Raw genomic sequence first — 11,785 nt, 5'->3', positions numbered from 1 at the left:
CAGGAACGCCACGATGGGACTCATCACCGAATCCGCTGCCGCGCCACCGGGCCCGGCTGCCCAGGGCGCAGGCCCTGGGACTCCTCCCGCCAAGGACGACCCGGCCTCGCTCAAGGTCGTCCCCGCCCGCCACTACGCCCGCTGGGTGGCGGCCGTCGCCGTGATCGTGCTGGTCGCCCAGTTCGTGCACGGGCTGTTCACCAACCCCGTCTGGGAGTGGGGCGTCTTCCGCGACTACGTCCTGTCCGAGACGATCGTCCAGGCGGTGTGGGTGACCCTCCAGCTCACCGCCTGCGCCACCGTGCTCGGCTTCCTCCTCGGCACCGTGCTGGCCTTCATGCGGCTGTCGCGCAGCCCGGTGCTGCAGACCGTCGCCTGGACCTACATCTGGATCTTCCGGTCCATCCCGATGATCGTCCAGCTGGTGTTCTGGTTCAACCTGAGCGCGCTCTACAAGGAGTTGGGCGTCGGCATTCCCTTCGGGCCGGTGTTCTGGTCCTTCGACAGCAACAGCCTCGTCGGCACCATCGGCGCCGCCGTCATCGGACTGACACTGCACCAGGCCGCCTATGCCGCCGAGATCGTGCGCGGCGGCGTCATCGCCGTCGACCACGGACAGCTGGAGGCCGCCGCGGCGCTGGGCATCCCCCGGCTGAGGCAGATCCGCCGGATCGTGCTGCCGCAGGCCATGCGCGCCATCCTGCCCACGGCCGGCAACGAGATCATCGGCCTGCTCAAGGGCACCTCGGTGGTGTACGTGATGTCCATCGGCGAGCTGTTCTACCAGGTGCAGGTGATCTACGGCCGCAACGGCCGCGTGATCCCACTGCTGCTGGTGGCCACCGCCTGGTACGTGCTGCTGACCTCCCTGCTGTCGGTGGCCCAGTACTACGTGGAACGCCGCTATGCCCGGGGCGCCAACCGCACCCCGCCGCCCACCCCGATCCAGCGCGTGCGGCGCTTCGTACGCGATGCGCGCATTGCGGCGGCACAGCGCCGCCGGCCCGTCACACCCGTAATCCCTCTGGGAGAGAGCCGATGAGCGAGGTGATGGTGGACGTGCACGGCGTCCACAAGAGCTTCGGCCCGCTGGAAGTGCTGCGCGGCGTCGACCTCCAGGTTCACACCGGCGAGGTCACGGTGATCCTCGGCCCTTCCGGCTCCGGAAAATCCACGCTGCTGCGCACCATCAACCACCTGGAGAAGGTCAACCGCGGCTGGATCGGCATCGACGGCGAACTCATCGGCTACCGCCGCCTGGGCGGCAAGCTGCACGAGCTGAAGGAGAAGGACGTTCTGAAGCAGCGCACCCACATCGGGTTCGTCTTCCAGAACTTCAACCTCTTCCCGCACCTGACCGTGCTGGACAACCTCGTCGAGGCCCCCGTCTCCGCGCTGCGCCGCCCGCGCAGGGAAGCGGAGGAGACCGCCCGCCGGCTGCTGGACCGGGTGGGCCTCGCCGACAAGGCCGACGCCTATCCGCGTCAGCTGTCCGGTGGTCAGCAACAGCGCGTGGCCATTGCCCGCGCACTCGCCCTCGAACCGAAGGTGCTCCTGTTCGACGAGCCCACCTCGGCTCTCGATCCGGAACTGGTCGGCGAAGTCCTCGACGTCATCAAGGACCTGGCCCGCACCGGAACCACCATGATCGTCGTGACCCACGAGATCGGCTTCGCCCGCGAGGTCGCCGACACCCTGGTGTTCATGGACGGCGGAGTCGTCGTGGAGCAGGGCCCGCCCGGGGCCGTACTGGACGACCCGTTGCACGAGCGCACCCGCACCTTTCTCTCCAAGGTCCTCTGACCAACCCTCACCCCCCGTCCCCTTCGCAAGGAGCACGACCGTGTCCACCTCGATCACCCGCCGCACCACCGCTGCCGCGCTCGGACTGACCGCCGCCCTCGTCCTCGCCGCCTGCAGCAACCCCGATGACGGCGGCACCACCGAGGTCGCGGCCTCCAAGGGCGCCAGTACGAAGATCAACCTGCGCCCGGACCAGCACCGCATCACCACCGACAAGGTCGATTCCATAGCAGCCGAGGTCCCGGAGAAGATCCGCAGGAGAGGCGTTCTGGAGATCGTCGGCTCGTCCGGCTCCGCCGCGCCGCTGACCTTCTACGCGACCGACAACAAGACCGTCATCGGCGTCGAACCCGACATCGCCCACCTGGTCGCCGGGGTGCTGGGCCTCAGGCCGCACATCAACACGGTCTCCTGGGAGAACATCTTCGTCGGCCTCGACAGCGCCAAGTACGACGTCGGCTTCAGCAACATCACCGACACCGAGGAACGCAAGGAGAAGTACGACTTCGCCACCTACCGCAAGGACAACCTGGGCTTCGAGGCGAAGAAGGGCAGCGGTCTGAAGGTCACCGGTCCCAGGGACGTGGCGGGCAGGACCGTCGCCGTGGGCAGCGGCACCAACCAGGAGAAGCTGCTCATCGAGTGGAGCAAGGAGGACGTGAAGGCCGGCCTGAAGCCGGTGAACATCAAGTACTACCAGAACGACAGCGACACCTACCTCGCGCTCCAGTCCGGCCGCGTCGACCTCTACCTCGGCCCCAACCCGACCGCCGCCTACCACGCGGCCACCACCGGGAAGACCGAGGTCGTCGGCACCTACTCCGGCGCCGGCGCGACCCTCCAGGGCCTCATCGCGGCCACCACCAAGAAGAACAGCGGCCTGGCCAAGCCTCTCGCCGACGCGCTGAACGAGATCATCCGCAACGGCACGTACGCCAAGGTGCTCCGACGCTGGGGCCTGTCCGACGAGGCCGTGGCCAAGTCCGAGATCAACCCACCCGGCCTGCCCAAGACCAACAAGTAGCCGTCGCAGGTGTACGGGGCCGCAGTACCGCCGCGGGATGCGGCCCCGTACCACGAACCCCATACCAACGTCCCGTTCCCGAAAGGTCCACCATGGCTACTGTCCTGTCCGTCTCCGGAAGTCCCTCAGCCACCTCTCGTACCGCCCGCCTGCTGCGCCACCTGGATGCGCGGCTCACGGCCCAGGGGCACGAGGTGGTCCCCCTGGACGTCCGCACCATCCCCGCCGAGGCGCTGCTCGGCGCCGACTTCCGGCACCCGGCGATCGTCGAGGCCACCGCGCTGTTCGACCGCGCCGACGGAGTCGTGATCGGCACACCCGTCTACAAAGCCGCCTACTCCGGGCTGCTGAAGTCACTGCTGGACCTGCTGCCGCAGTACGCCCTGACCGGCAAGACGGTCCTGCCGCTGGCGACCGGCGGGACCACGGCGCACGTCCTGGCGATCGACTACGCCCTGCGCCCGGTGCTCAGCTCCATGGGCGCCGGGCACATCGTCCAGGGCTGGTTCACGCTCGACAAGGACATCGTGGTGGGCGACGACGGAACCCTGACCGTCGCCCAGGGCGCGGCCGAGGCCCTCGCCCAGGTGGTCGACCAGTTCTCCGACGCCCTCGGCAGCCGTACGGCCCTGCTGGCGGCCGCCGGACGGGCGGCTTGACCGTGCGGCGGCGGGCGACTGGCGCATCGCCGCACAGGGACGGTGGGCCACGAGCCGCCTGGTCGGGAACTCGGCGATCAGCCTCGTAACCCGCGGCACGGGAGATGGGCAAGGCTCTCTTGACGAGGTTCGAAAGCCGATGGACACTTCAGAACGCAATCCCTAGTGGACGGGTAGGAAATGATGGAGCGTCTGGAGTCGCCCGCCGATCGCGCCCCGCGCGTGGGCCGGTCGCCCCTCCTCCTGACCTCCCGCCGGCACATCGATCTCCTGCGTGTCTGCAGCGCGGCGAGCCCTCTGCTCTGAACCCACGGTGCCCACCGGCACCGCATCTCCGCCGCGTACGGGTGCGCGCCGCCGCCGCCGCGCTCCCCTCACCTCACCTCACGTGCGTGCGCCGACGGGCGCACCTCTGAGAACCAGAAGCCGGACCCGGACTCAGGGAGACCCATGCCCGCCGCACCCCTGTCCACCGTCCCGTCCCACCCCTCACCGCCGTCGTTCCGGGGCAGAATCGGCCGCGACGCGAGCAGTGGTTACTACGCCACGTCACACCGCTACCGTCTGCACCTCTCGCTGTCCTGCCCCCACTGTCTGCGGATCGCCATCACCCACAGCCTTCTGGGGCTGGAGCAGTCCGTCCCGGTGGTGCTGCTGCCGACCGTGCCCGACAGCCCCGACGGTGGTTACTCCGCTCTGCGTCCGTTGTACGAGGCCAGCTCGCACCGGCATCCCGGACCGACTGCCGCCCCTGTGCTGAGCGACACCTGGACGGGGCGGATCGTCAGCACTCACACTCCGGACATCCTCCGGGATCTGACCCGGCACTTCGGCGAGGAGGGCTCCGACCGGCCGGTCCTCCACCCGCCCGGCGCGGAGCAGGAGATCGAGGCCGTCGAACACCTCTGCGAACACCGCATCAATGAGGCGGCTCAGCGCGCCGGGCAGGCCGACGCCGACGCCACGGCGCGTCGCACCGCCCTCAGTTCCCTGCTCCGGGACCTGGGCTCACTCGAGTGGCGGCTCGCCACCCAGGAGTTCATCCTCGGCGACGAAATGACGGCCGCCGACGTGCAGCTGTGGGTGACCCTGGTGCAACTCGACACCGTGCACCGCCAGCACCTGGACGCCGCCGCGGTCCACCACATCGCCGACCATCCGCACCTGTGGGCCTACGCACGACGACTGGCCGCCCACCACAGCTTCGGCGTGCACCTCGACCTGGACGCCATCGCCCGTCGACACCATGCCCACTGCCAAGGGCTGGAGGCCGCAGGTGCGGCGGTACAGATCCTCGACTGGGCCGGGCACGTCCCGGACGGAGCCACCGCCCAGCCGTCCCGGCAGTGCCCGGACGGTTTCATGGAACCGCAATACGCTCTGCACCTTCGTCCGTCCGGCCCGGCGTAGCCTGCGACGACAAAGGTCCCGCCTCGCCGGTGCATGGCGGGACCCATTCCGAGCAGGACAAACGGCCGGAAGGGCGGAGGTGACGGTGGTGCCCCCCGTTTCCCGCGTGCTCGTCACGGCTGTCGTGGATCTCGTCGCGAGTGACTGCCTCCGCCCGTGCTCCCGGGCCCACACCGGTCCGCAACGGGCGGCCGGCGCCCTCTGTCGTTCCCTGACCTGTTCCTAGCCGCTGAACCCTCGGCCTGAGGGTGATCACATACGGTCGACCAGGAAGGCACCCTTTTCGTGTCCGCACCTCCCTCTCTCCACCTGGCCGTGGCCCTGGACGGCGCCGGCTGGCACCCGGCTGCATGGCGCGAGCCGGACGCCCGGCCCCACGACCTGTTCACCGCCGGCTACTGGACCGACCTCGTGACCGAGGCCGAACTCGGCCTCCTCGACTTCGTGACGTTCGAGGACTCGCTCGGGCTGCAGTCTTCCCACCTCACGGAGCCGGACGCGCGCACCGACCAGGTGCGGGGCCGGCTCGACGCGGTGCTCGTCGCCGCCCGCGTCGCACCGCTGACCCGGCACATCGGACTGGTACCGACCGTGGTCGCCACTCACACCGAGCCGTTCCACATCTCCAAGGCGATCGCCACCCTGGACTACGTCAGCGCCGGTCGCGCGGGTCTGCGCGTCCAGGTGACGGCGCGGCAGAACGAGGCCGCGCACTTCGGCCGCCGCACGTTCCCACGTCTTCGCGCCGATGACCAGGACACCACACCCGGCCGCGAGCTGATCGCCGAGCTCTTCGATGAAGCCGCCGACTACATCGAGGTGGTGCGCCGCCTGTGGGACAGCTGGGAGGACGACGCGGAGATCCGCGACATCGCCACGGGACGCTTCATCGACCGTGACAAGCTGCACTACATCGACTTCGAGGGCAGGCACTTCAGCGTCAAGGGCCCCTCGATCACCCCGCGCCCGCCGCAGGGGCAGCCCGTCGTCAGCGCGCTCGCGCACCGGAGTGTGCCCTATCAACTGGTGGGCCGTTCGGCCGACATCGGCTACGTCACCCCGCGCGACACCGACCAGGCTCGTGGCATCGTCGCCGAGATCCGAGCCGCCCAGGCCGCGGCAGGGCGAGCGGAGGAGCAGCTGCACATCTTCGGTGACCTGGTGGTGTTCCTGGACGACGACCCCGCGGCGGCCGCGGACCGCAAATCCCGCCTGGACGGCCTCGCGGGCCACACCTGCACCAGCGACGCCGAAGTGTTCACCGGTACACCCCGACAACTCGCGGACCTCCTGCTGGAGTGGCACAGGGCCGGCCTGAGCGGCTTCCGGCTGCGCCCCGGAGTGATCGGCCACGACCTGGAGCAGGTCACCCGGAGCCTGGTGCCCGAGCTCCAACGCCGAGGCGCTTTCCGGCGCGCCTATGAGGAGCACACCCTGCGCGGGCTGCTCGGCCTCACCCGCCCCGCCAACCGCTATGCCGCCGCCTGAGAGGGGAGCCGTACGATCATGAGCAACCCGACCACGGGCAGGCCTCCGAAGCAGATCCATCTCGCGGCGCACTTCCCCGGCGTCAACAACACGACCGTGTGGAGCGACCCACGGGCCGGCAGCCACACCGAGTTCAGCTCGTTCACCCACTTCGCACGGACCGCCGAACGCGCCAAGTTCGACTTCCTGTTCCTCGCCGAGGGACTGCGGCTGCGCGAACAAGGCGGCCGGATATACGACTTGGACGTGGTTGGGCGCCCCGACACCTTCACCGTCCTGTCGGCACTCGCCGCCGTCACCGAACATCTCGGCCTGACCGGCACCATCAACTCCACCTTCAACGAGCCCTATGAGGTGGCCCGCCAGTTCGCAGCCCTGGACCACCTCTCGGGCGGACGAGCCGCCTGGAACGTCGTCACCTCCTGGGACGCCTTCACCGGCGAGAACTTCCGGCGCGGCGGATTCCTCCCGCAGGAACAGCGTTACTCCAGGGCCAAGGAGTTCCTGTCCACCGCCACCGAGCTGTTCGACTCCTGGCACGGCGACGAAATCGTCGCCGACCAGCAGTCCGGCACCTTCCTCAAGGACGCGCAGGCCGGGGCCTTCGTCCATCGGGGACAGCACTTCGACATCGCCGGCCGGTTCAACGTCCCGCGTAGCCCACAGGGCCGCCCGGTGATCTTCCAGGCCGGTGACTCCGACGAAGGACGCGAGTTCGCCGCGTCGAGCGCCGACGCCATCTTCAGCCGACACAGCACCCTGGAGGCGGGCCGCGAGTTCTACGCCGACGTCAAGGGACGCCTGGCCCGCCACGGCCGAACCCACGACCAGCTTCTCGTCCTCCCCGCGGCGACCTTCGTACTCGGCGACAACGATGCCGAGGCGCACGACCTGGCACATGAGGTCCGACGCCAACAGGTCAGCGGGCAGACCGCGATCAAGTACCTCGAACACGTCTGGAACCGCGATCTGTCCGGCTACGACCCGGACGGCCCGCTCCCTGACATCGACCCGGACCCCGGCGAGAACACCATCGCCCGCGGCCGGGCCAGCGTACGGATGTTCCGCGACCCGCTCGCCGTCGCCAGGCAATGGCGCGAGCGCGCCGCCGCGAAGAACCTGTCGATCCGCGAACTGGTCATCGAGACAACCGGCCGCCAGTCGTTCGTCGGCTCCCCGGCCACCGTCGCCGAGACCATCAACCGATTCGTCCAGACGGACGCCGCCGACGGCTTCATCCTGGTCCCGCACATCACCCCAGGCGGCCTGGACGAGTTCGCCGACACCGTCGTCCCGCTGCTGCAGGAACGTGGTGTCTTCCGCCACGACTACACCGGCACCACGCTCCGCGACCACCTCGGCCTGGCACATCCCGACGCCCGCGCGAAGCTGGGGGAGACCCGGCGGGCAGCGTCGTGAAGTTCCTGGCCATCACCCTCATCGTGCACGCCCCCGATCCGGTGACCGGCATCCAGAAGTCCACCAACGAGCGCTTCCGCGAGGTGATCGACGACGCGCTGCTCGCCGAGGAACTCGGATTCGACGGCTTCGGCGTCGGCGAACGCCACGAGCGGCCCTTCGTCTCCTCGTCGCCACCGGTCGTACTCAGCCATATCGCCGCACTGACCTCCCGGATCCGGCTGTTCACCGCCGTCACCACCCTGAGTCTGCTCGACCCGGTACGTGCATACGAGGACTACGCGACCCTGGACCACCTGTCCGCGGGCCGTCTCGACCTGATCATCGGCAAGGGCAACGGTGCCGCCCAGCGCGAACTGTTTCAGGTCACCCCCGAGGACCAGTGGGATCGCAACGCCGAGAGCTACGAGCTGTTCCGCAGCATCTGGCGGCAGGACAAGGTGAGTGCCTCTCCGCGCTTCCGCCCCGAGCTGACCGACGCCGAGGTGTGGCCGAGACCTCTCCAGCAACCCATCCGGGTCTGGCACGGCAGCGCGACCAGCAGGGAGTCGGTCGATCTCGCTGCCCGCTACGGCGACCCGCTCTTCTCGGCCAACGTCACCCATCCGATGGAGCCGTACGCCGAACTGATCCGCTACTACCGGGAGCGGTGGGAGCACTACGGCCACGACCCGGCCCGGGCCGTCGTCGGTGCGGGAACGGCCGGTTACTACGCGGCCCGCACTTCACAAGAAGCCATCACCGCATACCGGCCGGTGTTCGAAGGCCATCTCGCGTTCCAGAAACGCCTGGGCCTCGAGCCGGTGTTCCCGACCCTGGAGGACTTCGTCGAACGCAGCTCGGCACTGATCGGCAGCCCGCAGCAGGTCATCGACAAAGTGCACCGCTACCACGAGCAATTCGGGCACAGCGTGCTCCACCTGCACGCCGACGCAGACGGGCTCACCCAGGCCCAGCACCGCGCCTCACTCGAACTCTTCCAGTCCGACATCGCCCCCGCTCTGCGACGCGACATCCCCGACCCGCCGTTCCCCTGGGCGTCGGTCACCGCCGAACCCGAAGCCGAGCCCGGGCCCAAGCCCGCATTCGCGCCCGCATCGGCACCCGCGCCCACCCAACGCTGAGGAGCAGCACCCGATCATGTCCGGCATCCCTCTCGGAGTTCTCGACCTCGTCCCGATCTCGTCCGGCTCCACCGCCGCAGAGGCGCTGCGCAACACCATCGACCTCGCCCGGCAGGCCGAGCAGTTCGGCTACACCCGCTACTGGTTCGCCGAACACCACCTCAACCCGGGCGTGGCCGGGACCTCGCCCGCCGTCGTACTGGCCTTGACGGCCTCCGCCACGTCCACGATCAGGATCGGCTCCGGTGCCGTCCAACTCGGTCACCGCACCGCCCTGTCCACGGTCGAGGAGTTCGGACTGATCGACGCGCTGCACCCCGGGCGACTCGACCTGGGCCTGGGCCGCTCGGGCGGACGTCCCTCCGGTCGGTCGGCAGGGCCCCTGCCGACTACGACTCCCGTCGTCGACGGGCGCGCCCCCAACGGGCTGAAGATCCCGCCACGGTTCTCGCCCGAGCATCTGATCGGTTCGCCCCGCTTCCTGCTCCACCAGCAGCTCCTGCACCAGCCCGGCGCCCAACCCCAGGACTACGGCGAGCAGATCGACGCCGTCCTCGCGCTCCTGCGCGGCGACTACCGCTCCGCGGACGGGATCGAAGCACACGCCGTCCCCGGTGAGGGCGCCGCGGTGCAGGTATGGATCCTCGGCAGCAGCGGCGGACAGAGCGCCGAGGTCGCAGGCCGCAACGGCCTCCGCTTCGCCGCCAACTACCACGTCAGCCCGGCCACCGTACTGGAAGCAGCCGAGGGCTACCGCGCCGCGTTCCAGCCGTCCGACCACCTCGACAAGCCCTACGTCAGCGTCTCGGCCGACGTCGTCGTCGCCGAGGACGACGGGACGGCCCGCGAACTTGCCACCGGCTACGGCCCGTGGGTCCGCAGCATCCGCACCGCCGAGGGTGCCATCCCCTTCCCAACCCCGGAGCAGGCTCGCGCCCACGCCTGGACCGAAGCAGACCGTGCCCTGGTCGCCGACCGTGTCGACACCCAGTTCGTCGGCTCTCCGGGGCGCGTCGCCGACCAACTCGAACAACTGCAGGAGGCGACCGGCGCGGACGAGCTGATCATCACCACCATCACCCACGACCATGCTGACCGGGTGCGCTCCTACCAACTCCTCGCAGAGGAGTGGCAACGCCGATGAGCGTGTTCGAGGCTGGTTCCCGTTTCCGTGCGACGGCCGCCTTCGTCCAGGTCGACGCGGACGCACGGGGTTCGAGGGCTTCCGGGCAGTGGCCACCCGGTACGGCAAACGTACCCGTGTCTGCCAGGACACCGTGACCGTCGCAGCGATCAGGCACTGGCTCCGGGGGTACATCCATTATCGCCGTCCGCCGAGGTGCCTGTCACCGTTCTCCAGAATGATCTTTAAGCCCCATATGCGCCCCTAGGGTTGCGGATGACGAAGACAACGCAATCACCGAACCTGGGAGTTGAGAGTGGCGTACGACGCTGCCGGGCTGGCGGAGGAACTCAAGGCCATGGCTGCGAGCGATCATCGGTCCTCGGTCCACGCCAACAGCGATGACCCGGCCGAGCAGCTGGCGTGGCGCCGGCTGACCGCACGGCACGGTGACCGGCTCGGCGAGATCATGGACGACTACGGCTGGCCGACGGCAGAGCTCGTCGGTGAGGAGGCCGCTCGCTCGGCGTGGCTGATCGCCCAGCATGCCGACCGGCAGCTCCACGTCCAGCGACGCGCCCTCCAGTTGATGCAGCAGGCGGTTGCAGCAGGCTCGGCCGGCCCGCGCGAACTGGCCTTTCTGCGCGACCGCACGCTTGTGAACGAGGGTCGAAAGCAGATCTACGGCACTCAGATCGCCGGTGTGAAGGACGGGGCACCTGTTCCGTGGCCCTGTGAAGAGCCCGAGCGCATGGACGAACTGCGTGCGGAAGTCGGCATTGAGCCCTTCGACCAGTACGTTTCCAAGTTCTCGATGGCCTGACGCCGGCCGTGTCCGGCGGATCACCTCCCGAGGCCCACCTGCCATGGGTGTGATCCGCCGGACAGGTCCTGGCGACCCGGGACCGCGGATCAGCCGAGGCAGCGAGGCCGGAGGCCGGGATCGGCCGGTCCCCGGCGCTCCAGGGCATTGCGCACCCACTGTGCGACCACCTGGTCCTTGGGCGCCTGGTCGTGCTCGGTGGTGTCGAGCGGGCACGCGTCCTGGACCAGGACGTTGGTGACGTGGTTCTCCGGCCCACTCAGGTAGGCGCTGGTATAGGGGATGACGACTTCGTCATACTTTGTGGCGATCTGCGTGTAATCGGGGCCTGCGGGGGCCTCGGGGTCCGCATTGAGCTTCTGGAGCAGGTCGGAACCGGCGGTCTGATCGACGCAGGCCGGGCAGACGGTGGCCCCGGCCGCAAGGGCCAGCGGGTTCGAGGTGCCGTGGTTCGACGGCACGATGCCGACGAGGTCGTCCACCTTGGACGCGCCGCCCAGGAATTTCACGTAGTAGCGCGGCATCATTCCGCCCTGGCTGTGGCCCACCAGGTCCACCTTGTGCGTGCCGGTCGAACCGAGTACGGCGTTGACGAAGTCGCGCAGCTCCGCGGCGGAGTCGGGGATGGGGTCGGTGGCGGCATGGCCGTAGTTGAATGCGAACACGCAGTAGCCGGCGTCGGCGAGCTGTGGCGAGAGAGTGGCCCAGTTCTCGGCCATGGTCTTGAACGTGCCGTTCACCAGGACGACGGGCTCGGGGTGCGCCGCGTCCGGCTTGCAGGACCAGTCATTGGCTCCGGCCGGAGGGACGTCGGTGACGTCGGCGTGAGCGGTGGGTACGGGACCCATCAAGCCGAGGGCCGCCGTGGTGGCGGCAGCGGCCAGAAACCGGACGGGGGAGGGGAGGCGCATG

11 protein-coding genes are annotated in these 11,785 nt (G+C 69.2%); 10 read left to right on the top strand and 1 reads right to left on the bottom strand.

Going from position 1 to position 11,785, the window contains the following annotated elements; translation table 11 throughout:
- Window positions 1-13: 13 nt before the first annotated feature.
- The 10 genes from ACWCP6_RS20250 to ACWCP6_RS20205 all read left to right on the top strand — a co-directional run bounded on the left by ACWCP6_RS20250 (window position 14) and on the right by ACWCP6_RS20205 (window position 10,873).
- Window positions 14-1,042, top strand: coding sequence for an amino acid ABC transporter permease (locus ACWCP6_RS20250; protein WP_450933834.1), 1,029 nt, complete (start codon window positions 14-16; stop codon window positions 1,040-1,042).
- Complete coding sequence (locus tag ACWCP6_RS20245; protein ID WP_450933833.1) at window positions 1,039-1,803, top strand: amino acid ABC transporter ATP-binding protein; 765 nt, start codon at window positions 1,039-1,041, stop codon at window positions 1,801-1,803. Before ACWCP6_RS20250 ends, ACWCP6_RS20245 begins: the two co-directional genes overlap by 4 nt.
- 40 nt (window positions 1,804-1,843) lie before the next feature.
- Window positions 1,844-2,827, top strand: a complete 984-nt coding sequence (locus ACWCP6_RS20240; protein ID WP_450933832.1) for an ABC transporter substrate-binding protein — start codon at window positions 1,844-1,846, stop codon at window positions 2,825-2,827.
- A gap of 92 nt (window positions 2,828-2,919) precedes the next feature.
- On the top strand, window positions 2,920-3,486 hold the full coding sequence (ssuE, locus tag ACWCP6_RS20235; RefSeq protein ID WP_450933831.1) for an NADPH-dependent FMN reductase: 567 nt from the start codon (window positions 2,920-2,922) through the stop codon (window positions 3,484-3,486).
- Between the two features lie 450 nt (window positions 3,487-3,936).
- The gene (locus ACWCP6_RS20230; protein ID WP_450933830.1) at window positions 3,937-4,896 is read left to right on the top strand and encodes a glutathione S-transferase C-terminal domain-containing protein; all 960 of its coding nucleotides are present in this window, start codon (window positions 3,937-3,939) and stop codon (window positions 4,894-4,896) included.
- Between the two features lie 285 nt (window positions 4,897-5,181).
- Window positions 5,182-6,384 carry an LLM class flavin-dependent oxidoreductase gene (locus ACWCP6_RS20225; RefSeq protein ID WP_450933829.1) on the top strand — a complete coding sequence of 401 codons (1,203 nt, stop codon included), beginning with the start codon at window positions 5,182-5,184 and terminating at the stop codon, window positions 6,382-6,384.
- 18 nt (window positions 6,385-6,402) lie between these two features.
- Window positions 6,403-7,803 (top strand): NtaA/DmoA family FMN-dependent monooxygenase, encoded by a 1,401-nt coding sequence (locus ACWCP6_RS20220; RefSeq protein ID WP_450933828.1) that lies wholly within the window; start codon window positions 6,403-6,405, stop codon window positions 7,801-7,803.
- Window positions 7,800-8,927: an LLM class flavin-dependent oxidoreductase gene (locus ACWCP6_RS20215; protein WP_450933827.1), complete on the top strand. Its 1,128-nt coding sequence runs from the start codon at window positions 7,800-7,802 to the stop codon at window positions 8,925-8,927. Before ACWCP6_RS20220 ends, ACWCP6_RS20215 begins: the two co-directional genes overlap by 4 nt.
- Before the next feature lie 16 nt (window positions 8,928-8,943).
- Window positions 8,944-10,071, top strand: coding sequence for an LLM class flavin-dependent oxidoreductase (locus ACWCP6_RS20210; protein WP_450933826.1), 1,128 nt, complete (start codon window positions 8,944-8,946; stop codon window positions 10,069-10,071).
- Window positions 10,072-10,366: 295 nt separating this feature from the next.
- Entirely contained in the window at window positions 10,367-10,873 is a 507-nt protein-coding gene (locus ACWCP6_RS20205) for a DUF6624 domain-containing protein (protein ID WP_450933825.1), read from the top strand.
- Window positions 10,874-10,962: 89 nt separating this feature from the next.
- Here ACWCP6_RS20205 and ACWCP6_RS20200 read toward each other — a convergent pair whose 3' ends face one another.
- The gene (locus ACWCP6_RS20200; protein ID WP_450933824.1) at window positions 10,963-11,784 is read right to left on the bottom strand and encodes an alpha/beta fold hydrolase; all 822 of its coding nucleotides are present in this window, start codon (window positions 11,782-11,784) and stop codon (window positions 10,963-10,965) included.
- Window position 11,785 lies beyond the last annotated feature (1 nt).

This window comes from Streptomyces sp. NPDC002004, from assembly GCF_053593975.1.
Note: the sequence above shows the minus strand (reverse complement) of the source record. Positions and strands in the feature narration are given on the sequence as shown.

Excerpts from the sequence above, each read along its gene's own strand:
- ACWCP6_RS20250 (WP_450933834.1), top strand. The coding sequence starts at position 14 with ATGGGACTCATCACCGAATCCGCTGCCGCGCCACCGGGCCCGGCTGCC.
- ACWCP6_RS20245 (WP_450933833.1), top strand. The coding sequence starts at position 1,039 with ATGAGCGAGGTGATGGTGGACGTGCACGGCGTCCACAAGAGCTTCGGC.
- ssuE (WP_450933831.1), top strand. The coding sequence starts at position 2,920 with ATGGCTACTGTCCTGTCCGTCTCCGGAAGTCCCTCAGCCACCTCTCGT.
- ACWCP6_RS20230 (WP_450933830.1), top strand. The coding sequence starts at position 3,937 with ATGCCCGCCGCACCCCTGTCCACCGTCCCGTCCCACCCCTCACCGCCG.
- ACWCP6_RS20220 (WP_450933828.1), top strand. The coding sequence starts at position 6,403 with ATGAGCAACCCGACCACGGGCAGGCCTCCGAAGCAGATCCATCTCGCG.
- ACWCP6_RS20210 (WP_450933826.1), top strand. The coding sequence starts at position 8,944 with ATGTCCGGCATCCCTCTCGGAGTTCTCGACCTCGTCCCGATCTCGTCC.
- ACWCP6_RS20200 (WP_450933824.1), bottom strand. The coding sequence starts at position 11,784 with ATGCGCCTCCCCTCCCCCGTCCGGTTTCTGGCCGCTGCCGCCACCACG.